Raw genomic sequence first — 23,615 nt, 5'->3', positions numbered from 1 at the left:
ACAAAAGTTCTAAAGATTTAAAAAAAAAAGATAAAGCACGCTGTTTCAACGAACTTTATCCTTTCTTTATTATAGCATAGTTATTTATTATCGACAAATTTATCGTAATATCGTTTGAGCATAGTAGCCATTTGCTCCCGCGTGAGAACGCCTGCTGGATTCATAGTTTTACTACCATCTCCTCGAATAATACCTTCTCGAATAGCCCAATCCCATGCTTCTTTATAAGATGCGCCTACTTCTCGGTCGGATTGTAAACTGGCTTTAGTTGCTAATAAGCTTTTTAAAGCTTCTATTTCCTGCTTCAACTCATTATATTGTGACACGGTTAACTCCTCCTCCAGGCCATTTTTTATATCTTGTTGGAACTGTGCTTCGGAAATACCCATACTCATTAAATAGGCAAACGGATCTTTGTGTGTGGTGCCGCCCAAATTATCGGCTATCCATCGATGTGATTTAATGCCGTTGCCGGTACCATCTAAAATAGTAGGAATCCCTGCTTCTATAGCCATTTTACGCAATAACCAAATATAAGCCGCATAATCCTTTTTAAATTGTTCCTTATCGGAAGTCCGCGCTAGCTCTACTTGGGCATAGCTATATGGATTTCCTTTTGGTCCACAACCATATTGGACGCGGTTAACGGGTGCTATTTGCACAATGCGTCCACCTCCCCCTACCCAGTGAGAAACGAAGGCATTGGCTTTATTTCTATTCATATAGGCAATTTCATTTTCTAATGCTTTTGGACCTGTGTTAGTGCTGTTACCTGATTCATGTGCTACCACGTATTTGATGGCGGTGAGCGGCTGATTAGGTAATCCTGACATTATTTGCATTTCAATAACATAACTCATTATGCACCATCCTTTCCTCTCATTTTTTTGCAAATGACAACCATGTTATTCATCAATATTTATGTCGATTTTAGGGGAGAATCAACTACTAGTTATATTGCGATATTCTAGCTATTTGCCATGGTTGACTGATGGGGCTGAATGGGTGACTGCTCTATTTCACCTTTTTTGCTGCATGTAAAGCTAATGACCGTAAATGATTTAAGAGAAAAACATTCACTTATTCTAGTAAATGCAAGCTACACCATTTTTTCTAGTTAGTTGTGCTCATGAATATTATTTAAAATGATGAATAAATGATCATTTCACTTCAACAGGTACATTGACAAAGGACAGCTCAATATAGTATTTTGTATCTTCTAAACTGATTGAAGGAGAGAGATAAAGTGGTTGTAGAAAATATCATGAATCGATTAACTAGTTTACACGGTTACACTGCTATTAAAAAAATCGACAAAGGTTATTCCCCTGATATCAAATATGTCGTAACAGTTGATGATACACCTTATTTTGTACGCCTATCCGATCTCGCACACCACGACAAAAGATGGATTGAATTTACTTTGCTGCAGGACTTAGAGCTACAGGGAGTTCAAACACATAGGGCCATTGAATATATGGTCCTCCCTGACGACAATCTTTCAGCGATGGTTATGAGCTATTTAATAGGCACCCCTGCGGATGAAATCATTCTTCAGCTTTCGGACATAGAGCAGTACCATCTTGGTCTGATGGCTGGGAAAGAATTAAGAAAAATTCATCAGGTGAAATCACCAAAAACTGTCCATTGGGAGACGTTACAAAAAAAGAAATTTACTAATTATTTACAAGCCTATCACCAGGATTCTTATCAAATCCCGAAAGAGGCTAAATTATTGAGCTTTATTGAAGAACATTGGCCGCTATTAAGACAACGCCCTATTACGCTTCTTCATGATGATTACCATCTTGGTCACATTATTTGCCACCAAAATAGTTTCAACGGGATTATTGATTTCAATGGCTATGATGTCGGGGATCCCTATCATGATTTTTATAATCTAGCCTTGTTTAGTAGAGGGCATAGTGTCCCCTTTTGTGTCGGGCAAATTAATGGGTATTTCACCCAGCCACCAGATGATCAGTTTTGGCGACTTTATGCCTTATATGCAGCCATGAATGTCATTTCAACCATTGCTTGGACACGCCAAAATGATTCGCAATCGTTTGACGATGGGTTAGCCAGAATTCAGCTAATTTTACAGGATCATGATTACTTTTCATCCGTTAAGCCTTTATGGTATGCCGATCAACAGGACGTTTAACCACTTTCGAGCAGCGCTAATATTTTTTGTCTTTCTGCTTCAAAATTAATGGTTGGCTGCTGTGGCCATTCCTCTTCATGACGATGATAAAACCACTGCGGAATAATCTCTTGACGTCTATTGGCTGGCATGTCCGTCACTTTTATCTTTTGGGCATGAAAGCGCATTTGATCTGAAGCAATATCTGCCATAGTCTTTAGTTGTTTATGATGCCAATTTTGCAATATTTTTTCAACATACCGCCAGCGCAATACATTGTGTTCCACAGCTAGCTTCATCGCATGGATGACTATTTCCTCTGAAAAAATGTTAAGCCAGGAATGAATTTTTGCAGTCATATATGCCGACAGAGAGCCAAAGCCTTGTTGTTCGTAAAAGTAGTAGGCTGTATGTGATTGTTGATCATCATCTTTATTTTTTAGTAATTGGTTATTTAGTAATTTATTATTTAGTTGTGTGGGCTTTTCCGTTTGTGGCGCGGCCGTTGACGGATAACCCGTTGACGGCTGGGCAGCACGTTTTGAGGCTTCAAAAACGACAAACTCCACCTTACTGAATTTCCCATCCTTTGTTCTCTCCTGTACCTTTTGAAGATAACCTGCCAGAATCAGTTCATTAATAATGCTAGCAGTTGCTTCACGTCCACATTTACTACGTGTCGCTAAATCGGTCAGACAAAAATCCCAATCATCCGGTAATGACAGCATGTAAGCAAGTAACCCCTTTGCCTTCCAGCTTAATTGGTCATCATTTAAAAAGCCCTTGTCCAATACGACAAAATTTTCGTTCTTCACAACTCTGTAGATCATGGCTATCCATCTCCTCCACAATTAATCTCTGTACTATCTATATACAAGTGCATGCTGTAAAAAGGGACAATTTTTTCTAATTCGCTAAAAAATGGTCGTTTCCAGAGGATGGCCTTCTGCATACATGTACAACAAAAAAGACACTTACCATTTAGTAAGTGTCTCTACTGCAAGGCTAACTGCCCATTTTGAGTGTGCTTTGTTATTCGTACAGTTCTTTATAAATAATAACTTTCAATGCAGCTATTTCTTCATCTGATAATTTTCCTTCTACCTGTTGCAATGCCTCTTCTTTCGTCATGGAGCCATCTTGTAATTTCACACGAATATCATTTAGCTCTGTAATGCCTACCTTTTGAATGATTACTTTCGTAGCTTCTTCTTTCGATGTAAACGGTAACGTACTACTATCAACCGTTTTCGCCTCTTCCATATAGGCTTTTAACTCAGGATCATTTTCAATCGTATTTTTTATTTCTTCCATTTGTCCACTATTCTCTAATTCTGTTGAGAGTGTATTGACAATTTTTTCGGACGCAAATTTTGTGCCAAAATGTAATACACCATAGCCAACTATACCAATGAAAATAATAAAAACAACTAACCATTTAATGAATCTCAAATTCGCTTCACTCCTTTATCCACGTTCATCATACTATATGGAGTGGGTTATTGAGAAACAATTCTCCCTAGAAATTATGTAAAAAAACCCCATTCAATGTGAAGTGACCCCTAAAAGTTAGACACGGTTATTTCATTTAGGCAGCTTGGGTAAACTGAGTTCGGTATTGTACCGGACTCAGTTTTAATTTTGCCTTAATTCGTTTCGTGTTGTAATACGTTATATAGTTTTCGAGCTCCAATTTAAAATGCTCAATACTTTCAAACTCCTTTAAATAAAGGAATTCCGATTTCAAAATCCCAAAGAAATTCTCCATCACCGAGTTGTCATAACAGTTGCCTTTACGTGACATACTTTGCACAATGCCTTTTGATGCAAGCGCGTGACGGTATTGCTTCATTTGATAATGCCAGCCTTGATCGGAATGCATCAGTAATTGGCGTTCCTCTGGTAACTTCTCTAATGCTCTCTCCAACATTTCTGAAACAAGTGAATACGTTGGTCGATGACCAATTGTGTAAGTAATAATTTCTCCGTTAAATAAGTCTAGAACAGGAGATAAATAGAGTTTTTCACCAAACAATTTAAACTCCGAAATATCTGTTACCCACTTTTCATTAGGGGCTTCAGCTGTAAAATTGCGGTCTAAAATATTCGGTGCGATTTTACCGACTGCCCCTTTATATGATTTATACTTTTTCATTCTGACTATGCACTTTAAATTAAGTGTTTTCATGATACGTTGTACCTTCTTATGATTCACTCTTCGTCCACGATTTGCGAGTTCATCACGAATGCGACGGTATCCGTATCGGCCTTCATGTTCGTTATAGATGGATTGAATTTCGGCCTTTAAGTCGGTATCTGGATCTGGACGATTCAGTTTCTTCACTAAGTCATAATACGTACTACGTGGAATCTGTGCGAATGCGACAAGTGCCTTCACCAAGTATTTATGCCTTAATTCATAGATGACCTTTACTTTGTCTTCTTTGGTGATGTTTCCTTGGCTTGAACTAAGGCGTTCAACTTTTTTAAATACTCGTTTTCCATTTCAAGCTGCTTGATACGATCTTGAAGTGCTTCCGGTGAGCCTTCTACTGGTGTTTGTTGTGGTTGTTTATTGGTTTCTTTTTTCATGGATGGATGCCCCTTTTTCTTTGATTGAAGGGCATCGAATCCTTTTGTTTCAAACTGTTTTCGCCAATGAATAATGGACGATGGAGCTGCTATACCAAAGATAGCTGCTGTTTCTATTAAGGACGTACCGTGTTCAATCATGTAGTTTAGTACGTCTAGTTTAAACTGTGCTGTATAGTTTGTATACGATTTTATAAACGCTTTTACACCGTTATACTCATATTGTTTAGCCCAAATAAGAATTGCCTTATTATCTGTCCCGATCGATTTAGCAATTTCATGTGAACTTTCTTTGCCTTCTAAGTATCGTAAAGCTGCTTGTAATTTTTCCTCTGCAGTATATTTAGCCATTAAAAAAACTGCACCTCCAATTGTTAGATGTGTCTAACAATTGGGGTGCAGTTCAATGATGAGGTTTTTATTTGACGTATTTCAAATACTTGCGGACAAATTCTACAATATAAAGTACTTCTTCATCAGTCATGCCTACAAGATTGCAAACACGTTGCAATCTTGCTGGTGAAGTTAATTGTTGGCGAACTTGATGGATATACATATATTTGCATTTACGCGGATTGACCTTATCCCGTATTTGCTTGTATCGAAGATATGCATAGCGCGCAAATGCATTAAGCATCTCTCGCTCCTGCTCATCACGTTCTTTTTTTCTAGCAGCTTCATCAATTATATCCGTTTCAAATGTCCGTGTACCATCTGTTAATTGCATAGTACCACCTCTCTATTGCAAATGTACTCCTACCTATTAAATGCAACAAAAAAAGCCACACCTAGGGTAGATGTGACACTTTTATTGATTATCTATGTAAAGATTATTAAGAGTGCTTTCTTCTTTGATCTCGTTTCCTCAAAATGTAGCGTGTAATCGCAAGAGTGATAACAATTTCGTTTATCAATAAAAATTGAAAACCATTGGGAGTTGCATTTCGCCAATCATAGATGCCCCAAATAATGAGTGTAAAGAGAACAACTGCAAGTGTATATCTAGATGCTTCTGAATAATAATCTTTTTCTTTATCCAAGGTACGCAACATCCTTTCGATTGAGCTGGTATTTTCACATATAATACGCAAAGATAGCGACAATAATATTCGGTAATGCTAACAATAATGCGTTATTCATACTATGATTGCGTTCGTCCCTATCTTCTTTTGTTTCTGTTGCAAAATTAGCACGCATTCTATCACCACTACCCATTGAGCCCGACATCAACAGAGTGAATATTATGAATATTCCACCTATAAATCCAGAAAGTAAATGCGCTTTTTCTGTACCCCATATTAGGATTGAAAATACTACACCTAGGATGGACAATATCGTTCCGATGCCTACATATTTCATTTCCGCACCCCCTTACTTTAGTATACGGTTGATGCTTCATTTTCGTTTCAATAAATCCAAAATTTTCATATTCACTACAACAATTATATAATATAAAGTGGAATTTTATTTATATTGTAAATTATTGCAATTAAGCTCGCTTTATAGAATGAGGCAAAAATAATGTAGTAATAGTTCGCTCATGTATATCGGCTTATTCCCCCATTGGTTTGCAGCTATTCGTTATAAATGACTAGGTTTTACAAAGAATAAGAAAGGTGTAGATAAAAATTGAAAAAAGAAATTGGTACATTGCTATTGTTGAGTACAGTTATATGTTCAGGATGCCAGTCAGGTCAAAAAGAAGATCCAATAGAAGAACGAATTTCTAATGAAGCCCACAGCCCAACACATATAGATGCCACATTAATTGGGGCCTCCGACAATAATGAAGTAAAACTATATAAGAAAGAAGATGGCGTAAAGCTAGAGGTTAATGGGAGGGTGAAGGACTTTAATTGGAACAACCCTAGTGATACAGGAACCGAGCCACAAGTGTTTTACATAGATATGACGGAAGATGGCAAAGAAGAAGCTGTAATAATCATTCAAACTGGCAGAGGAACAGAGCTAGATAATTATGATATTCATGTTGTAGATCAGGACTTACAAGAAATAAAGGTTCCTCATTATGAGGAAATTGTTGCTCAGCATATGGAGTCAAACATTGTGAAAAAAGACCATGAAACATTAAATATTACGGGCCGAGCACTTGGCAAGGAATATCACTTTGACTATCAAATCGATCCAGAGCTAGAATTACAGCAGGATGAATTGGGCTTTGGTGGGATAACGATTTACTATTTAGAAAATCAAAAGATACAATTGACCCTTGCAGCCAGTGTCTTTCCTATGTATGTGGCTGATTTCCACATTACCTATAAATTTGATCATACTAGGAATGAATTTATGGTCGCTCAAATAGAAGTAGTACCTATTCAACAATAAATGACAGTCGTATATTTTCATCCTATTATTTATTCGTATAGGATAAGCTCCAAACGTTCATAGTAAGTATGGTATGAAACTTATACCGAATCATACGACGGAGGGATCAATTTTATGAATAATGTTCGTGAAGGTTTAATCCCAACTATTCTCGGGTCGGCTGTCACAGCGGCAGGATATGCCATGAAGCAAAAGCATGGCTCTAATAAAATGGTGGCCAACACCATTTTTGGCTTTGGTTTAGCTCATATTGTGTTAGGAGCTATTGACCTGGTAGAGCATCGTCGTTAAGAAAAGAAGGGCACTATAGTGCTCTTCTTTTTTATTTTGAATAATTTCCCACACAATGTTAGCATGGTAATATAGTTGAAATGAAGGAGAGTTGTATAATGGCCACATTTGAAGATTTTACAGCGCTTGATCTACGAGTTGGTACGGTCTTGGAGGCACAGGAGCTACCAAAAGCGCGTGTTCCAGCAATAAAAATGAACATCGATTTTGGTGAGGAGCTCGGCATTAAACAGTCTTCGGCCCAAATTACAAAACGTTATACGCCAGAGGTAATGGTCGGAAAGCAAGTCGTAGCAATTGTTAATTTCCCCCCACGCCGAGTTGCCGGCTTTAAATCAGAGGTGTTAGTGATTGGTGGAGTGCCAGGTGAGGGAGACGTCATCCTGTTAACACCTGATCAACATGTACCAAATGGAACAAAAATACATTAAAGAGCCATGCATTATGCAAGAGGCTCTTTTTTGTGAATGGGTATCCATATTTCACTTGTAAAGGTTGGAGAGGAAAAATCGGTGCTCGTATGACTGACTATTTCAGGGCCAGCAATTTGTTCATAGCTAGAAGATGGAAACCACTCAGCATAGATGCGGCCCCACATTTCCTGAAGTGTTTGTGGGAAAGGTCCTACCACTGTAAAGACAGCCCATGTACTCGCTGGGACAGCAAGTTGACAAAAGTGCCCAGGGTTTGTTCCTGTAGTAGCCACGCCAATATAATGATCGAGTTCTCCCTTCTGCTCCATTCGCCCCTCTGAAAAATTTGTAGAGACTTGGATGATGCCCTTAGGCTCCACATTAGACAGCTTTTTCAGTTGCTCAATATCGGTGATTGTTAGGGATTGCGCTAATTTCACAATGTCCGGATTTTCTCCCTGAAATATAATTGGTACGCGTTTCATCAAGCCAACGATGTGAAAGGCTTCCTTTTGCTCGAGTCGGTAATTCATTTCAATTCCTCCTTGGATAGTAAGTTGGAAGGTCATACGTGGAAAAGCTTTGAATGTTTGGCCAGTTTGCCTCGCCTCTGAAGGTGTAATCCCATGTAAGTGCTGAAAGGCTCTTGTAAATGCATCTGCTGAGCTATATCCATACTTAACTGCTATATCCAGGATTCTCATAGAGGAGTTCGACAATTCAAGAGCAGCCAGTGTCAAACGTCTCCGACGAATGTATTCGGAGAGCGATATGCCTGCAAGAAATGAAAACATTCTTTTAAAGTGGTACTCAGAACAATACGCTCTTCTTGCCACTTCCTTCATATCAATGTCATTGATCAAATTGGCCTCAATATAGGCAACCGCTTCATTCAATCGTGTGCATGAATCCACTTGAATAACCTCCCTTTCCACAACATTAGCAAGAATAGAATTGAGTCATCCGACATATTGTGCCCGATTTAGTCGCCTTTCAAAAAAATAATCTATCGAACAGGCAGATAACTAACTTTCGAAGCTACTTTCACATACATATAATAGTGTAAAGCTAATTTTAGCCTTACACCTCCTGACTTGATACTTAGGGTCACTGCTCGCACAGTGGCCCTATGAATAAGAAGGATCAAGCATAGCTTGTATTCCATTTTTTTAGCATATCAAATGTGTTATCAATTTCAATTTCTGAAAAAACTCTATCCTTTGGGACAAGCCCTAGCTCTATCATAACGTCTTTTATGTAGTAGTTTGATCATTATAAAGTGAAAGAAATGACCAAGAACTAAAATTCTTGGTCATTATTATGTTAGCGGTAGCTTGAATGGCTAGGTTCAAATAAGTCTTCGTCTGAATGACGCACAAGCGAGAAATGGTCAACATTGTAATGACCATGTAATATGTCATTATGATGTGCGATCATGGCTTCCGGTACTAAATGCTTGGAGCCGTTCGTAGAATGTCCATCAGCGACAACTGTGACATCGAAGCCGTGAACAGTGGCTGCTCTGACGGCTGTATCCACACAATGCTCGGTTTTACACCCCATCATTACTAAATGCTGTACGTCTTGATCCTTTAAATAGTCCAGCAACCCAGTTTTGTAGAATGCATTAGTAGCGAGTTTATCAAAAAAGACAGCTGACGTTGGAACATGGATTTTTTTATGTACTTGAAAGCCATCTCCTTCCCCACCAGCCACATCTTGATCACGAACAAAAATAATTTGAACTTTTTCCTCGATAGCCTTTTTTATTACCTTATTGATCGTCTCTAGTAATTCTTCTTTGCGATAAACAGCTTGTTCCTCCTGATTACCCTCTATCAGTTCTTGCTGTGCATCAATCACAACTAACGCTTGTTTCAAACGCATCTCTCCTTTTTTGGTTACTAACCATACTTTACCATAAAGGAGGACTGATCTTTATTATTTTTTTACCTTCGAAACGGTAATTCCATCCCCAATAGGCAAAAGGATTGATTCGAGTTGTGGGTGATTCGCCACCAGCCTATTAAATTTCTTCATGATGTCTGTATATCGTTTTGGTGTCACTTCTGGGTCTGCAACACTACCCGCTGCTAAAACATTATCCATGACAATTAATGCACCAGTATTTGCTAGTTTTATACAATATGCTAAATAATGCTCGTAATTTTCCTTATCCGCGTCAATAAAGAAAAAATCAAAGCGTTTTCCATCAGCGACAAGTTTTTCAAGGCTTTCAAGGGCAGGCCCAGTGAGATAGGTCACTTGTTCAGCAAAGCCTGCATTGGCAAGATTTTGTGCAGCTATCTGTGCATATTTTTCCTCTAACTCTAATGAGGTTAATGTGCCCTCATCTTCAATTCCTCTCGCTAGACAAATGCCACTATAACCACCTAATGCGCCGATTTCTAAAATATCCTGAGCCCCTGTAATCGACACGAGCATCGTCAATAGCTTTCCTGATGAAGGAGAAACAGAAATGGCTGGCATACCCTGTTCCGTAATGGAAGATATGACATTCTCAAGAATGTGATCCTGCTGGGCAAATACCGTATCAATATAGTTATTCACTTTTTTCATGCACATGTTCTCCTTCTTCTATCTGTGAATGGTCAACTGCACTTTCTACTGTCTCGCTTTCATGTATATCAAACAGCTGGCTAAATTCTTGGATCACCATATCAATGGCCTTTAACTCACCTACTAAAATTTGCTGAATGGATTGAAACTCTGGCTGTTCTAATTGCTGTTTAATCGTTGCACGCTTCACATTTAACGTTTCTAAAAAGGCAATTGCTCTTCCTCTTCGGAACGTTTTTGCTCCACGTGGTGCCGTTCCTTCCATTCCTCTGTGACGACCACCGCGATGATGACCTTCCTTCATATGTTCTCTAAATCCTGAACCTCTCATTCATTAAACACTCCTTTTGTATACAAACGTATACATTAATTTAAATAAATTGTATACAAGTGTATACAATTTGTCAATAAACATATTGCTTTCATCGTTCAACATATACTAGGGATAGCGATTACTTTTGAAATGGAGGTACGTGTATTGAAAAGAGTCATAAAATATGTTTTGGCGATTGGCACATTATTGATACTGTCAGGCATATTTTTAATTGGTGCGCAATCTCACTATAATCAGAAGGAAATTAAAATTGCGAGTAAACTTTGTCTTGAAAATGGCGGACACCCTAAAATCATTCGTGATTATTTGGCTCTTAACTATTCCTTTTCATGTCAAAAGGACTGAAGTTTTACACAAGTTAGATACTGCAGTCATTTTTATCTATCATTTGGACAAATGGCTAGCTGGCAAATCTACTTCCATATATGTATAGAATTATGAAGTCCCTCGACCATAAAAAGATTGAAACTATCATTTAAATGGAAAAGGTTTTGGAGACAGATCAGCATGCTATTCATGAATGGGAAGCAGAGAATTTTAGTGTTTATATCAAAAAAAGATTTAAAATCTGACTTTTATTTGACTAATTAATTTTCCGATAAAAAAATAATAGATGCCCGATTTCTACATCTATGGATGGGATTCAGGTAGTTCCATTGTAGTTAATATTCGTTGTTCATGTTTGATAAACTCTCATTCTTCAACACAGCACCTATTGTATACCTCACGCTATATCCTCCTTGTTAAACCTTTCGAACCAAAGCTTGCATACACGAGTTTATGAAGATTTTCTTTAATTAAATCTATCATTGTTATGAATGTATACAAAAAGTAAAAATCATCCATGCAATACCATGCTATATATTATATAAATAACTTATATTAATATAATACTGTTTATATCTCTCCAATTGACTGTCCTAGTTTAAATGAATGAATATTTTAGGAAAGGGAGTATCCTCATTATGTTTCTTCAATTTTCTAATATAGAGAATAGAGTCAGCATTATTGGAGGTGCAGGTCAAGCATTCAATTCTATAGGCAAGGAGATCCATTCAATGACAGATCAAATTTCAGATATTTCAGCTACATCTGAAGAATTTCTGCAAGTGCTGAACAAGTTGCTGCTTCTGTTTCAGAAATCGCAGCTGGAGCTGCCACAAGTAGTTCCAATACTCAAATTTTCACGATAGCCACACAGGATCAAGCCGGAACAATGCAACAAGTAAATTTAGTCGCTACAGATTTAAGTAAAAAATCCGCGTCTTTACAAAGTAAAATAAATAAATTTAAGTTATAAATTAGCCATGAGAGTTCCATTTATACAATTCGAATATGCTAAAAAACACCATATCTTTTTTATAAACATTGCAACTTTAATGCAAAAACTAAACGAATTATAAAAATGTTAATAATAAAGGGTTGCCACAAAATAATCAGCTTTCACTGACTTTTTGGACAACCCTACTTTTTTCTAATTTAATTGCATTGTTGTAATGCAAGTGCCATCACTTTCATAAGTAGAAAATGACGATTCTACCGTTTTGCCTTTGTGCTCCATTTTTATGTTATACGTTTGGTCACGAGGTAGCCATAAATCCATAAATCCATTCGCTAGAGTTTTCATGGTTTCGTCCACTATCACATTACCTTTTGAGTCTTCAATATAGACAGCTACATCCTTATTAGCCAGCTCACCTTGGCAACCAGTCAAGCTATGGTTAGTACAAGGGTGAGTTTCATTTATGTAAGGAGCAATAGAAACAAAAAATTCGTCTTCTGGCAAAGCATATTCTGACTCTTTTCCTTCTTTATCAGTTAAAATCAGCTGGTTTGATGTGATTGAAGCAGATTCGTCTTTAGTTTTGTCCCCGCTATATTCATTCACCAACTCCTTAATATTTTGCATCTCCATTTCTTTTCTAGCGTTATCGTCATTAGAACTCTCTCCATTGCAAGCACCTAGTACAACAGTAGTAAGCAAAGTTACAGCAAAAGCTTTTAATTTCATTTTATTCACCTCTAATTTCTTCATTCTTTCTACGTCGTAAAACGCTGACGACTTATACTATAAACTATAAATAAGAAGAAATTGTGCAGAGGAAGTATAGATTAATTACAAACAAATTTTATTTATTTGAGTATTAGTGACACCAATTCATTCCAATGAAACAAACGTGATAATGTCGCTGATTGTATGATTGATTTTTCAAAATTACATTAGAAACGGTTCATTTTTTCTAGCAAAATGAACCGTTTCTAAATATGTAATATATTCATAAAATTATAATTCATTTCTTGGCTTCTTAAGAGTATCTCATTACCATTCCCATTCAAACTCCAATGTTTTTAGTTTTGACTCATATTCAAAGCCCAATTTTTTTGCTAAACGTTTAGATTCAAGGTTTGTTTCCATCGTTGACCATTGGGGTATTAGTCCATTTTTTATACAATCATCTAAATATGCAGAACACACTATAGTTGCTAATCCTTTATTCATGTGTTTCTCGTCATATGTTTCAACACTAATTTCATGTTTATTCTCGTGTACACAGCAAGAAAAACATGCACTTACTATTTTATTTCCCTTTATAATACAATATCCCAGTCCATAAGTATTAAAGTCTTCAATTGAATACCAAACCTCTTCTAATACTTCAGAAAGAATTCCATCTGGATCGTTCTTAATGACTTCAGTATCAATTTTTTTTATAAGATAATTATCCGGTAAATATTTGTATTGCTCTTTTAAAGAAACGAAAGCTTCAGGATTGAATTGATAATACAACTCATAATCTGGTTCGTATTCTTTATCAGCAATAACATTTTCTAATACCTGTTCCCATATCTCATCTTTTATGACTGCAATAAACCAGGTTCCACCACACGATTCATAAGTATCAATTTTTAATTCATTATCAAGAAAATCACGTAAAGAATTAATAAACTGTTTATTGGTCGCATTCCCAATAAAAATACTGCTTATTCCTGTTACATCTATTAGAGCTGTATTGGGTTCTTGCAGATTGTCTACATAAATTGTCCCTCTATTCATACCATTAATTATTGAATTTAATGTTAAATCATTCTTCTGATCAGGTGTTTGTAGTAACCTTTTTATTTTGTAGTAGTCTTTTTTATCCAATTTATAAATCATAAAATAGCTCAGCTCCTTTCATAATCTAGATAAAATATTTTTTTACTATAATTTTTTCTTAATAAAAAACTGCTTTATACAGGCAGTTACGATAAAGGTGTATGCAACTTTAGTAGCACCAAGTCCTTTGACCCGATTTCGGACGGTGTTAATTCATTTGAAATAAAAGAAAGATCAGCACCTTTTGTCAAAAACTCGGTTGCAAAGGTATGTCTAAACCGGTGAGGATGTAGGTACCTCTTAATTTCCGCATCTATTCCTACTTGCTCCTCAATTTTTTGCATTTGCCTAATTCCTAGTCTAGTTCCCCTTTCAGAAATAAAAAGTGCAGGATACTAAGGGGTTGAGCTTATTTTATCAGTTTTAACAATTCAGGTTAAATATAGTAATGAGAAGCAAATCTAGCCTTCTCAAAAAACTCTCCTTTTTTTGGGGCCACCTCCCCTGTATAAGGGGCCTTTTGAACAATAAAAAAGACGTCAGGTAGACGCCTTTAAAGTTTGATCGATATCCTCTATCAACCTATCCACTTGTTCCTTTGTTATCTTTATGACATATAACTCTGTCTTTTCGATTCCATCTTGATTGGTTAGGTGTTCAGGATATTGATAGTTGTTTGATATCTCTTTGTCCATACAATCACCTCTTCAATAATATATATTCGACATAAAGTATAGCAAACCTTCAATAAAAAGGAAAATATCCATATACTTTCTCACCCATAGAAGCATAAGTATCCGCTATTCCTATTAAACCCCTGTCAATTGAAGGAACCAATTACTTAAGAAAGTTATTACTTACCCAATTTCGCAATTTTTTTAAGATAAAACACCCCAATAGACATAAGGATGATACCATATACTTTCACCATCATATTTCGAATGGCAGCATCCATCGTTGTACTTAGGAGGGCAAGCCCAATAAATGTAATGAGCAGGCCAATGATAATGTGAATGATTCTCATTTTTCTACCCTCTTTTTAATAGGCGATCCCTACTCGCGTTTTAACAAATTCCTTGCTAAAGATTTGTTGGTAGGCAAAGTAGGCAGTATCGGCTACTGATATTTCACTGCCTCCTTCAGGTAAAAAATTGCGTTCCACTCGATAGATTCCTGTAAACGATCCATCTGGTAAATAGGTGGGACAAACGATCGTCCAATCGACATTGGAAACGTGTAATTGTTCAAAAACGTACTGATGCTCCTTAGCAGCAAACGTGGATTTCCGTTTGGATTCAGTTGATTGATAACGAAGGATTGTTGGTGACACTCGACTTTGTAAAATACCTGCAGTGCCAATCGTAATGATTCTCTTAATCTTATGTTGCTCCATAACCTCAAGTATGAGCGAAATACTAGTAGATAAAGTATCGTTACCATCTGTATTTAATGCACTTACTACTACCTCCACATTCGCCATAGCCTGTTCGAGATCTTTCTTATTTAAGACATTTCCCTGAAAGATATGTAAGTTCTTATTGTCCAGCTGTAATTTATGGGGATCACGGACAAATGTCGTTACTTCGTGTTGATCTTTTAACGCGAACTCAACAATTTGCCTTCCCACACGTCCTGTTGCACCCAAAACTAATATTTTCATAGACCCTCACCTCTTCATTCCATTATAACATGCCCCTACTATGCAAAAGAGACACATGCAATATGTGTCTCGGGCTTTTCTATTTTATTTCTAATAGCTCAACATTTACTATAAATGCTCCCATATTATCTTCATTGGCCAGCTCATTGATAATCGATTGAATTTCACTTTCTGTGCTTTTTTCTATTTCACTACCATCGTGTAATTGGATGGTGATGATTTGACGGTTGGGAGAATCTACTAAATAGCCTACCGTACTGTCTGGAGAATATCCTGCCTTTCGTATCGCTTGTATGATCTTCTGTGTAAAATTAGTCACTTGTAATTTTTCACTAAACTCTTCCGCATAGGTCGGAGAATTAGAGAAACTTACGGGTATTGGTGAAGGCTGTTTTTCTACAATCAGCCATGAAATCACCACTATAGCGAACATTAGTAAAAAGAAACCTTGAAGTATTCTCTTCATACACTCGCTCCATTTCACCTTCATATTAACAGGCGGAAATCTAGTATTTCACCCCTAAAAACTGTTAGTTATGTACGACAAAGTTTCCATTTTTCTATTCAAAGGGCAAATTACCATGAACTCTATTTGTTTCGTTCATAGATTATAAGTGTAAGGGTTGCGCGACCGCTACTAAAAATTAACCATAAGGGAGATTAAAAGATGCAAGATTGTAGATATAATCATTATATGAACTGGGATCAACAAAAAGACGAAGCGAAAAAATGCTGGGAGAAAAAATGTGAGCATAGGTGCAAATGCGAACATAAGGAAGAGAAATGCCCTTGCCAGAAAGAAGAAAAATGCCATGAAAAAGATTGCTGTTCCAAAAATGAATGTAAGGGCTGTATTTGCCATCAATTAAGATGCCTGCCTATGGGCACACTTGTAGACGTAGTGTTAGCAGGTGGTTTTAGCTTAGCTGATGTCTTTTTCATCAGCCTAGATCCTAAAACGTGCTGTGCAACATTCTTGGAAGTAACAGATGAAGCAGCTTCTCCAATTATCGTTGATTGCCAACAAATTGTTGTCATAAGAAGAAGCACTATTGCTTAAAGCTTTCTGGAATCGGAAAATTTATACTTTCCGATAAATGTTAAAGAACTATTTATTTTATTTTCTGCCAGGTTGAATCCTGGCAGAATTTATAGGCTTATTCATTGATAATTACTTTCACGATGGGCTCTAGTTTTCCTCGATAAACATCGCCCAAATAATCAACTTCCACTACAACTGCTCTCGGTTCAAAACGCTGGATACACTCTATCAAACGTTTGGTATTCATTTTTTTCATACGTTGGAAGAGTTTACGGATATCTGATCGAATGCTCCATTCTCGTTGTGGGCAAGAGACCGTAAACGTCGATAAAATAAATGCTACATTTTGTAAAATACCGTCCACTCCCGTAGCTTTTCCATTCACATTACTTAATGCCGTTACTTGATGTGTCATGCTATCAACCTTTCTTCTACGTTCATACTGATAATTTTGTTCTCTCGAAAAAGAGCACTTTGTTATTTATGCTTGTTAGTCAATATTTATGAACGTTACTTTGTTTGTACCCCATATTATTTTGGATTAAACAAATACTTAGCTGATAGGTATGCTTTAAAGTTTAGCGAGTAAATGCATAATAGAGAACATAGAGCCAGCTAAAGCAGCCATGGATGATTGCCCATATGATGGAATGATGGACACTCCATGAAATCGTGATCGCTAAAACCGAACCAAAGCCTATGCCATTCTTGACGACTGTTTTGTGCTCCATTTTCTTCACCTTCTTTACTTTTTTCATCTCCCCATCTTGCCGTCTCACCTTATTCCCCTCCTCTATATCTTTGGTTTATGTAACAACTAACAAGGGCATCCTGAGAAAAAAGGATGTGTGTTGATGAACGTATTCATAATGGTTACCATCATTGTCATACCTGCTGTCATGGTCTATCTTCAGCAAAAAAGTGATAAAATGCGCCTTGTTTTCAATGCGTTAGGTGTCGTATCAGCCATTCTTTTTGGCTATATTGCCGCTACTTCTATAACGCAGATTATTCTTGAGGATGTGGTCTTTATGACAACGATTCACGCTGTTTTCTTAAATCCCATTTTTCTACTGACAGGCGCGTATTTAGGTTTATTTTTCATTCAATACATGATTGATATCACAATACGTTTTAGGGCTAAGCCTTAACGATGTTAATAAAAATCACAATAGACGCGCCATTTCTGTTCTGTTGGATTATAAAAGAAATAAAAATTGCCATTATCCACAATATTCAGTTGTGCCTTGGCATCTGAGGCAATTTGGAAGACAAAAGGTGTATCTTCACCAAAATTATAGCCACTTTGACAAAAGGTCGGGTAGCCGCCAATTTTGTGTTGCGGATACAGGTCTTCGAGGATATCGTCAAAATAATTAAGATCCTCTTCATGCTCCAACCTTAGTATGTCCTCTTCTATTTGTGCAGGAATACCCCCGCCATCCCATACAGGATAATCATTGTGAATATGCTCTGCTTGCAAAGGGAAGGCTCGAATATGGTCGTGCTGCCAGTCCCGCTGTACTAGGTTTTCTAAAGTTGTATAGGCTCTTATTTCAAAATAGGTGCTCAAATCATCCTCCATTAGATGATCAAAAATATTCTCATGGACAAATAGTGTTACCAATTGAAATGGCTGTAAAGCTAGAGGAACATATGGCAAATCTTTTAAAAATAATGTAGCGAGCGGTTGAAAGTCGGAAGGTCGATCCTCCTCTAGTAAAGACCATCCCACAAAGCCAATCCAACTTTCTAAAAGTTCATGGGTTGGACGGAAGCCACCCGTCTGGAATATGGTTGCTTGCTTGGCTAGCTGAGATTGGATATGTTTAATGCTCATGCGCAAGTTCCTGTTGACAGCAGCAATCCGTTATATGATCATTGACCATACCGACTGCCTGCATAAATGAATAACAAATAGTACTACCAACAAATTTAAAGCCGTCCTTCTTCAATTGTTTACTCATGCGATCACTACGATCTGTTGTCACTGGTACCTCTGCCATAGTTGGCCAATCATTTACAATTGGTTGATGATCGACAAATCCCCAAATATATTCAGAAAACGAGCCATATTTTTCTTGTATTTGTAGAAAAGCTTTAGCATTCGTCACAACGCTAGCTATTTTTAATTTATTGCGCACAATACGTGTGTCTTGCTGTAATGCCAAAAGCTTGTCCTCTGAATAAAGTATAATTTTTTTAGCATCGAATTGATCAAATGCCTCTCGATAGCCCTCTCGCTTTTGTAAAATCGTCCACCAGCTAAGTCCTGCCTGTGCTCCCTCTAAACAAAGCATCTCAAATAAATGCTGATCATCATAGACGGGCACTCCCCATTCTTTGTCATGATAATCTACATATAACGGTTGATCTAGCTTGACCCACGAACATCTTTTCATCGTAAAACCCCCTATGTTTATGTATTATTTAATGGCTGTGATACATAGCCATCCTTTACTTGTTTTTTCACTTATATATACCGTTTGGAAACCGGTTTGTTTCAATAACTCCTTCATAGCTGCCGGTGTTTGGAAAGCCTCCATATGGTAATTCATTTTGTAGTACTCGGCTATGACAATAAATTTCCCACCATTTTTCAATACCCTCCAAACTTCCCCAACATCATGTTCCAATGATGGCCAAAAATAATGGGTTTGAAAAGCTGTAATTGCATCAAAAAATTGGTCTTCATATGGAATTTGAGACACACTTGCCTCCTTAACAATCATGCTGCCACTTGCGACATTCGCTTCATTCATTTTGATGGATTCCCGTACTGCCTGTGCAGAAATATCAATCCCATAAATTATACCATTGGGATTCAATTTCGATAAAATCCGGAGTGTTTTCCCCCCGCCACAGCCAATGTCTAACACACGGTCCCCATCATTGATGGCACCCTGTCGAATAAACCAGCTATTCATGCCACGATGAGCGATATTCATGATACGGAGCATCCATGAGCCAATCCATCCTTTTGGGTTTTTTGCCTGTTCAATTAACGATTGTAATAATGACATATCGGTTCCCCTCTCTTCAAAGTCGATGTGGATTTTATCCTTTTTTTACATGTATACCCTGTATATAATGATAGAAAGCACATCAACGACAGAAGCTCTTATTAGTTTGTACGTGTAAAATAGATTTTTGTTTCGTTTTTTATCGAATCAATAGAATGGAGGAGTTTTGGATAATTCAACAAGCAGAGCAACAGGATGCCCTTACTGCTGCCACATTAGCTTTATTGCTGTGGCCCAATCATACGGTAGAGGAATTTACTGAAAGCATGACACAAGTATTGCAGGATGACAATGCAGCCATTTTCTTAGCTTACGACCATGACAAGGCGATTGGCTTTGCGCAATGTCAGCTACGAACAGATTATGTAGAGGGTACAGACTCTAGTCCAGTCGGCTATTTAGAAGGATTATTCGTCCTGGAAAACTACCGACAACAAGGCTATGCTAGACAGCTTGTGGTGCATTGCGAAAAATGGGCCAAGCATATGGGGTGCTCAGAGTTTGCAAGCGATTGTGAATGGGACAATACTGAAAGTCTACAAGTACATTTACAACTCGGATTTATGGAAGCGAACCGTATCATTTGTTTTACTAAAAAATTATAAAAAAAGCGAAAATAAAAAATCACAAGAGCTTCAGATTTCGCCTTGTGATTTTTTGCATCTATATATAGGTTAATTTAAATATGTATGGTTAGAAATATTTCGTTCGCGCTCATCGATAATTAAATGGATCAATAATGCCAGCTGTTGTTCTATTCGCATATTGTTTAGATGTAAGATATCAGCAATCGCACTTTTTTGCTTCTCTGCTAATTCAATTTCCTCTAACATTAAAAGAATTTCCTCTTTAGTCAGCCCAAACATCTCTTATCACCTCCACTCCTTCTTTAATTATTATTTTAAACAAATTACACACACTTCACAAATAACATATAATCATCTTTAGATATGAACCATTTTTACTAATTATAGGCTAATTTACCGAAACTAATCAATCTATTATCTATAATTTCTTAATATTTTTTTTACATCAATTTGAAACTTTATTATATAAAAAATAACATTTTAAAAATATTATACCATTTCACTTCCTAATATTTCGGAATATTAAAGAAATTGAAAAGAAGTTGTCTATACCATTATAAAAATAATCAGTCAATTTGTCGAATTATAGAGTTTCACTGCATATTTATCTCATCATTTTTGACACAAACACATTACTTTACCCGTTTAAATAAAATCGAAACTTTCTGGATGCCTGCCACAAAAAAAGTAATTTCAAAATTGAAACTACTTATCTTAGTTGTATAATCGGTTATTAAATTATTTTTTTAATATCATTTTTCAGCATTTCTATATGGCTTTCATAATTTGTTTGTACCATCTCTATTTGTGATACTCTAGAAGTCGTGTCCTTATGCCAAGTTGTTGTCTGAACATGCTTTTGCACATATAACTGACTGTTCTCCTGTACCACCGCAGGAGCCTTTACGGCACTTAAATCTGTATCACGTATTTCTAGTAAAGATTGATTGGACAACGCTAAAAATGGGCGTGCTGCTTCGTCTACTTGGCAATGCTCAATACGACCCATTGAGCGATCAGACCACATTATCGCATACGTACTGTCCCCACAGTCTTTAAAATGGCTGTTGGCTACCTCAAAAATGGCATCGATACATGTAATCCCGTTGCCTTTCATTTGTTCAAATGTACAATGCTGTGTAAACAAACGGGCATTGTTAATATAAACATGATGCCTTTCTAGTTCACGAATGTTTGTATGATGAAGCATAATTTTGGCATGATCATTGCCATAAATACCACCTGATTGCCCAAATTGAATAGTCGATTGATTGAGCTGTAGCCCGCTTGCATCCACAATAATATGAAATTGCTGATGGTTTTGGATTTGACATTCGGTCATCGAAACATCTGCTTCATCTACGATGGACATACCAACCGCCATGCCATTATGGATGTGACATTTGCGAAACTCTGCTTTGCTATTTTCTATCAGCATTTGTGCTTTCACATGACGATGAAACTGACAGTCATAAAATTTAGCCTCTGTTTTTTCTCCCAAGTACAGCCCGAGTCCTTGCCCATCTGAAAAAATTGAATCAGATACCATAACCTCGCTACGGTGTACGATCATATTCGTGTCTTGATGATTGTTAATCTCACAGTCATCCATACGGAAAATCGTATCATCGAATAGCTGAATACCAACCCCCTGTCCTTGATGAATCAGGCAATTAGTTATTTCCAGCTCACTAGACGCCGCTACAATTTGCTCCTTTTCATGACCATGAATTTCACAATCCTCCATGACCATCCTCACATGACGAATCGCAAAAATACCATGTTTCTTCCCTTCCAGCAGCAGACAATTGCTTAATGTCATCTCACAGTTTTGCGCAATAATTTGAGATTTCACATGATGCTCAAGTGTTGTATCAACGAGGATAACACTGGAACCATTAGCAACACGTAGACCAAAATGATTGAGCGGTGTAGCAAGCACAGCACAATTTTTCATCAGTAAGCTACCATAGCTGACCATAATCTGTGTGCGAATCAATTGCTCCTCAATAATACAATTTTCTAACTGTAGATCTCCTTTCACATAGAGTCCCTGCCCTTGGCGAAAACGTAAATTGCGCATATCCACATGGGTCTGGTAGCGGATAAACACGCCACCTTTAATTGTGACATTGCCAACTCCATACAATGTCAGCCGCTTCGAAATATCCAAGCTCTCCTCATAAATACCATCTCGAATTTCAATCATATCCCCAGGCATAGCCTCTTCAATTGCCTGCCCAATGCTTTGGTACCGATGCATAATACTTCTCTTTACTACAAGTGTTGCCATTTACACACTCCTCAGCCTAAAAATGATCGTATCCTATTTATATACCGAACAGGCTTGTGGTTATTCAATTTTGTGTAAAATTACTGGATTATGCGTGGATTCGCTTGTGAGGATTGAAGATTTTATGACGGTTTATGGCAGTCATGGCACGCCTTCATGTATACGTATATGAATGGATTCGAAAAAAACCAACAAAGAATGATTTTCATCTTTGTTGGTTCTTATTACGCTCAATTATTTTTTTCTCTTCACAAAAACAAAGGCAAAAATAGCCGCAAGCACTACTAGGATAGCAATGACCCACACTGTGCTTGAGTTAGATGATGTCGTCACATCCGTTTGCTGCTCTTCTCTTGGTGTGGCATTCGATGACTGTACCTCTTTCGTGTCATCTGCTGCTACCTGAGCAGAGCTAAATTGCACATATTGAAGTGTAGCTGCATTGGTTGCTGGTGCATCATGACCTTCCCCGTGACCTTCTTCATGATCACCATGTCCTTCTTGGTTGTCATCATGTCCATGGTGGTGATCTCCAGCTGTCGTAAAAATAGAACGTTCTAGCTGTTGACCTACCCAGCTTTTAGCATCAGTTGATTCTGCAAAAATACGAGGGTGTCCTGACAGCATATACGTTTTACCGTTGATGATAATACCCGTTTCATCACCTGTCACGACATCTTCAATAGTACCAGTTGGACCTTCAGCAAAGCCACCCATTTGAAGTAGCGTATGGCCGCCCATATCATCATCTAGGTGTTCCGTTAAGAAGGCAATATACTCCTCCTTCGTCATCGTTGCATCTGGGTTCTCTAATTCAAGTTTATGATGAAAAAGTGCTGTATTTATTTCCTTGTATGTAAGGTCGCCCTCTAAGGAAGAAATGTATTCTTCTTTTTGTGCTGCTTGTGCTAATTCATCCACTGTTGCTCCTTCAAGTCCAAAGAAGCCACCTACCCAGCTTGCAAAATCTTTGCGTGATAAGTTGTCAGTTGGGTTTAAGGCCATATCTTTGCCGTTATACCCAAGAAGCCCAATACTATGTAACACCATTATGTCCTGAATATTTAAGGTTGTTTCAGGGACATCCGTAAATAGTGTACTTTTATCCATCGTATGGGCGTAGGCAGCAGGTGCCATGAATAAAGTACTCATTAGTAATAAAAGTAAATATTTTCTCAAAATGATTCCACCTTCCAATACATAGTATACAGCCT

General features: G+C 37.3%; 35 protein-coding genes. 9 read left to right on the top strand and 26 right to left on the bottom strand.

Features of this window, described 5'->3' with window-relative positions; genetic code table 11:
- Positions 1 to 80: 80 nt before the first annotated feature.
- Positions 81 to 860, bottom strand: coding sequence for an N-acetylmuramoyl-L-alanine amidase (locus MKY88_RS09880; protein ID WP_328205128.1), 780 nt, complete (start codon positions 858 to 860; stop codon positions 81 to 83).
- 386 nt (positions 861 to 1,246) lie between these two features.
- Here MKY88_RS09880 and MKY88_RS09875 point away from each other — a divergent pair, with 386 nt between their 5' ends.
- Positions 1,247 to 2,164, top strand: a complete 918-nt coding sequence (locus MKY88_RS09875; protein ID WP_340813515.1) for a phosphotransferase family protein — start codon at positions 1,247 to 1,249, stop codon at positions 2,162 to 2,164.
- On the opposite strand, the gene MKY88_RS09870 is transcribed toward MKY88_RS09875, so the two are convergent.
- From MKY88_RS09870 to MKY88_RS09845, 6 genes are all read right to left on the bottom strand, one after another.
- A complete protein-coding gene (locus MKY88_RS09870; RefSeq protein WP_193831721.1) occupies positions 2,161 to 2,973 on the bottom strand; it encodes a DnaD domain protein in 813 nt (270 codons plus the stop codon). The two genes, MKY88_RS09875 and MKY88_RS09870, sit on opposite strands and share 4 nt — an antisense overlap.
- A 202-nt stretch (positions 2,974 to 3,175) precedes the next feature.
- Positions 3,176 to 3,595: a hypothetical protein gene (locus MKY88_RS09865; protein ID WP_193831720.1), complete on the bottom strand. Its 420-nt coding sequence runs from the start codon at positions 3,593 to 3,595 to the stop codon at positions 3,176 to 3,178.
- A 136-nt stretch (positions 3,596 to 3,731) separates the two neighbouring features.
- Positions 3,732 to 5,086, bottom strand: a protein-coding gene (locus tag MKY88_RS09860; RefSeq protein WP_156314004.1) for an IS3 family transposase whose coding sequence is annotated in 2 segments (ribosomal slippage) — positions 3,732 to 4,633 and positions 4,633 to 5,086 — 1,356 coding nt in all. Because the reading frame shifts where the segments join, the coding sequence is not laid out codon by codon here.
- 67 nt (positions 5,087 to 5,153) lie between these two features.
- On the bottom strand, positions 5,154 to 5,462 hold the full coding sequence (locus tag MKY88_RS09855) for a hypothetical protein (protein ID WP_008179743.1): 309 nt from the start codon (positions 5,460 to 5,462) through the stop codon (positions 5,154 to 5,156).
- 106 nt (positions 5,463 to 5,568) lie between these two features.
- Positions 5,569 to 5,775 carry a hypothetical protein gene (locus MKY88_RS09850; RefSeq protein ID WP_328201720.1) on the bottom strand — a complete coding sequence of 69 codons (207 nt, stop codon included), beginning with the start codon at positions 5,773 to 5,775 and terminating at the stop codon, positions 5,569 to 5,571.
- 34 nt (positions 5,776 to 5,809) lie between these two features.
- On the bottom strand, positions 5,810 to 6,094 hold the full coding sequence (locus MKY88_RS09845; protein WP_328201723.1) for a DUF5316 domain-containing protein: 285 nt from the start codon (positions 6,092 to 6,094) through the stop codon (positions 5,810 to 5,812).
- A 270-nt stretch (positions 6,095 to 6,364) separates the two neighbouring features.
- Here MKY88_RS09845 and MKY88_RS09840 point away from each other — a divergent pair, with 270 nt between their 5' ends.
- From MKY88_RS09840 to csaA, 3 genes are all read left to right on the top strand, one after another.
- Positions 6,365 to 7,081, top strand: a complete 717-nt coding sequence (locus tag MKY88_RS09840; RefSeq protein WP_193831717.1) for a hypothetical protein — start codon at positions 6,365 to 6,367, stop codon at positions 7,079 to 7,081.
- A 114-nt stretch (positions 7,082 to 7,195) separates the two neighbouring features.
- Positions 7,196 to 7,372 carry a hypothetical protein gene (locus MKY88_RS09835; RefSeq protein WP_008179752.1) on the top strand — a complete coding sequence of 59 codons (177 nt, stop codon included), beginning with the start codon at positions 7,196 to 7,198 and terminating at the stop codon, positions 7,370 to 7,372.
- 98 nt (positions 7,373 to 7,470) lie between these two features.
- Positions 7,471 to 7,803, top strand: coding sequence for a chaperone CsaA (csaA, locus tag MKY88_RS09830; protein ID WP_069481086.1), 333 nt, complete (start codon positions 7,471 to 7,473; stop codon positions 7,801 to 7,803).
- Between the two features lie 11 nt (positions 7,804 to 7,814).
- Here csaA and MKY88_RS09825 read toward each other — a convergent pair whose 3' ends face one another.
- The 4 genes from MKY88_RS09825 to MKY88_RS09810 form a co-directional block, all read right to left on the bottom strand.
- A complete protein-coding gene (locus MKY88_RS09825; protein ID WP_328201730.1) occupies positions 7,815 to 8,699 on the bottom strand; it encodes an AraC family transcriptional regulator in 885 nt (294 codons plus the stop codon).
- 409 nt (positions 8,700 to 9,108) lie between these two features.
- Positions 9,109 to 9,666 (bottom strand): isochorismatase family protein, encoded by a 558-nt coding sequence (locus tag MKY88_RS09820; RefSeq protein WP_328201732.1) that lies wholly within the window; start codon positions 9,664 to 9,666, stop codon positions 9,109 to 9,111.
- A 60-nt stretch (positions 9,667 to 9,726) separates the two neighbouring features.
- Entirely contained in the window at positions 9,727 to 10,365 is a 639-nt protein-coding gene (locus MKY88_RS09815; RefSeq protein WP_328201735.1) for an O-methyltransferase, read from the bottom strand.
- Positions 10,349 to 10,696, bottom strand: coding sequence for a hypothetical protein (locus tag MKY88_RS09810; RefSeq protein WP_232540513.1), 348 nt, complete (start codon positions 10,694 to 10,696; stop codon positions 10,349 to 10,351). The genes MKY88_RS09815 and MKY88_RS09810 overlap by 17 nt, the downstream gene beginning before the upstream one ends.
- Positions 10,697 to 10,843: 147 nt before the next feature.
- On the opposite strand from MKY88_RS09810, the gene MKY88_RS09805 reads away from it, so the two are divergent.
- Complete coding sequence (locus tag MKY88_RS09805) at positions 10,844 to 11,044, top strand: hypothetical protein (protein ID WP_036125393.1); 201 nt, start codon at positions 10,844 to 10,846, stop codon at positions 11,042 to 11,044.
- A 713-nt stretch (positions 11,045 to 11,757) separates the two neighbouring features.
- A complete protein-coding gene (locus MKY88_RS09800) occupies positions 11,758 to 11,892 on the top strand; it encodes a hypothetical protein (protein ID WP_340813510.1) in 135 nt (44 codons plus the stop codon).
- 281 nt (positions 11,893 to 12,173) lie between these two features.
- On the opposite strand, the gene MKY88_RS09795 is transcribed toward MKY88_RS09800, so the two are convergent.
- From MKY88_RS09795 to MKY88_RS09770, 7 genes are all read right to left on the bottom strand, one after another.
- Entirely contained in the window at positions 12,174 to 12,710 is a 537-nt protein-coding gene (locus MKY88_RS09795; protein WP_340814813.1) for a CueP family metal-binding protein, read from the bottom strand.
- Positions 12,711 to 13,019: 309 nt separating this feature from the next.
- On the bottom strand, positions 13,020 to 13,856 hold the full coding sequence (locus MKY88_RS09790) for a GNAT family N-acetyltransferase (protein WP_340813509.1): 837 nt from the start codon (positions 13,854 to 13,856) through the stop codon (positions 13,020 to 13,022).
- Positions 13,857 to 13,942: 86 nt separating this feature from the next.
- Positions 13,943 to 14,176: a tyrosine-type recombinase/integrase gene (locus tag MKY88_RS24550; RefSeq protein ID WP_419182580.1), complete on the bottom strand. Its 234-nt coding sequence runs from the start codon at positions 14,174 to 14,176 to the stop codon at positions 13,943 to 13,945.
- A 159-nt stretch (positions 14,177 to 14,335) separates the two neighbouring features.
- Positions 14,336 to 14,491 (bottom strand): hypothetical protein, encoded by a 156-nt coding sequence (locus tag MKY88_RS09785; protein WP_175423014.1) that lies wholly within the window; start codon positions 14,489 to 14,491, stop codon positions 14,336 to 14,338.
- Between the two features lie 158 nt (positions 14,492 to 14,649).
- Positions 14,650 to 14,820: a hypothetical protein gene (locus MKY88_RS09780; RefSeq protein ID WP_328201744.1), complete on the bottom strand. Its 171-nt coding sequence runs from the start codon at positions 14,818 to 14,820 to the stop codon at positions 14,650 to 14,652.
- A 15-nt stretch (positions 14,821 to 14,835) separates the two neighbouring features.
- Positions 14,836 to 15,456: an NAD(P)-dependent oxidoreductase gene (locus MKY88_RS09775; RefSeq protein WP_328201747.1), complete on the bottom strand. Its 621-nt coding sequence runs from the start codon at positions 15,454 to 15,456 to the stop codon at positions 14,836 to 14,838.
- A gap of 79 nt (positions 15,457 to 15,535) precedes the next feature.
- Positions 15,536 to 15,922 carry a hypothetical protein gene (locus tag MKY88_RS09770; RefSeq protein WP_328201750.1) on the bottom strand — a complete coding sequence of 129 codons (387 nt, stop codon included), beginning with the start codon at positions 15,920 to 15,922 and terminating at the stop codon, positions 15,536 to 15,538.
- Between the two features lie 201 nt (positions 15,923 to 16,123).
- Between MKY88_RS09770 and MKY88_RS09765 the strand changes: the two genes are divergently transcribed.
- Entirely contained in the window at positions 16,124 to 16,516 is a 393-nt protein-coding gene (locus MKY88_RS09765) for a hypothetical protein (RefSeq protein WP_069481077.1), read from the top strand.
- Between the two features lie 97 nt (positions 16,517 to 16,613).
- Here the strand turns inward: MKY88_RS09765 and MKY88_RS09760 are convergent, their stop codons facing one another.
- Both MKY88_RS09760 and MKY88_RS09755 read right to left on the bottom strand, forming a co-directional pair.
- Positions 16,614 to 16,913, bottom strand: coding sequence for a hypothetical protein (locus tag MKY88_RS09760; protein ID WP_193831708.1), 300 nt, complete (start codon positions 16,911 to 16,913; stop codon positions 16,614 to 16,616).
- Between the two features lie 163 nt (positions 16,914 to 17,076).
- Positions 17,077 to 17,277: a hypothetical protein gene (locus MKY88_RS09755; RefSeq protein WP_025117029.1), complete on the bottom strand. Its 201-nt coding sequence runs from the start codon at positions 17,275 to 17,277 to the stop codon at positions 17,077 to 17,079.
- A 75-nt stretch (positions 17,278 to 17,352) separates the two neighbouring features.
- On the opposite strand from MKY88_RS09755, the gene MKY88_RS09750 reads away from it, so the two are divergent.
- Positions 17,353 to 17,649, top strand: a complete 297-nt coding sequence (locus tag MKY88_RS09750) for a transposase (protein ID WP_340813506.1) — start codon at positions 17,353 to 17,355, stop codon at positions 17,647 to 17,649.
- Between the two features lie 5 nt (positions 17,650 to 17,654).
- Here the strand turns inward: MKY88_RS09750 and MKY88_RS09745 are convergent, their stop codons facing one another.
- The 3 genes from MKY88_RS09745 to MKY88_RS09735 are packed head-to-tail and all read right to left on the bottom strand — an operon-like array spanning position 17,655 to position 19,521.
- Positions 17,655 to 18,338: a DUF1963 domain-containing protein gene (locus tag MKY88_RS09745; protein ID WP_258268485.1), complete on the bottom strand. Its 684-nt coding sequence runs from the start codon at positions 18,336 to 18,338 to the stop codon at positions 17,655 to 17,657.
- Positions 18,328 to 18,900, bottom strand: a complete 573-nt coding sequence (locus MKY88_RS09740; RefSeq protein ID WP_328201765.1) for a DNA-3-methyladenine glycosylase I — start codon at positions 18,898 to 18,900, stop codon at positions 18,328 to 18,330. Before MKY88_RS09740 ends, MKY88_RS09745 begins: the two co-directional genes overlap by 11 nt.
- A gap of 24 nt (positions 18,901 to 18,924) precedes the next feature.
- Entirely contained in the window at positions 18,925 to 19,521 is a 597-nt protein-coding gene (locus MKY88_RS09735) for a class I SAM-dependent methyltransferase (RefSeq protein WP_258268483.1), read from the bottom strand.
- A 170-nt stretch (positions 19,522 to 19,691) separates the two neighbouring features.
- Between MKY88_RS09735 and aac(6') the strand changes: the two genes are divergently transcribed.
- The gene (gene aac(6'), locus MKY88_RS09730; protein ID WP_193831703.1) at positions 19,692 to 20,126 is read left to right on the top strand and encodes an aminoglycoside 6'-N-acetyltransferase; all 435 of its coding nucleotides are present in this window, start codon (positions 19,692 to 19,694) and stop codon (positions 20,124 to 20,126) included.
- Between the two features lie 69 nt (positions 20,127 to 20,195).
- Here aac(6') and MKY88_RS09725 read toward each other — a convergent pair whose 3' ends face one another.
- The 3 genes from MKY88_RS09725 to MKY88_RS09715 form a co-directional block, all read right to left on the bottom strand.
- Positions 20,196 to 20,387: a hypothetical protein gene (locus tag MKY88_RS09725; RefSeq protein WP_025117023.1), complete on the bottom strand. Its 192-nt coding sequence runs from the start codon at positions 20,385 to 20,387 to the stop codon at positions 20,196 to 20,198.
- A 454-nt stretch (positions 20,388 to 20,841) separates the two neighbouring features.
- Complete coding sequence (locus MKY88_RS09720; RefSeq protein WP_340813505.1) at positions 20,842 to 22,401, bottom strand: right-handed parallel beta-helix repeat-containing protein; 1,560 nt, start codon at positions 22,399 to 22,401, stop codon at positions 20,842 to 20,844.
- A gap of 234 nt (positions 22,402 to 22,635) precedes the next feature.
- Positions 22,636 to 23,580, bottom strand: a complete 945-nt coding sequence (locus MKY88_RS09715) for a hypothetical protein (RefSeq protein ID WP_340813504.1) — start codon at positions 23,578 to 23,580, stop codon at positions 22,636 to 22,638.
- Positions 23,581 to 23,615: the final 35 nt, after the last annotated feature.

Source organism: Lysinibacillus sp. FSL R7-0073 (assembly GCF_038009065.1).
Classification (GTDB): domain Bacteria; phylum Bacillota; class Bacilli; order Bacillales_A; family Planococcaceae; genus Lysinibacillus; species Lysinibacillus fusiformis.
Note: the sequence above shows the minus strand (reverse complement) of the source record. Positions and strands in the feature narration are given on the sequence as shown.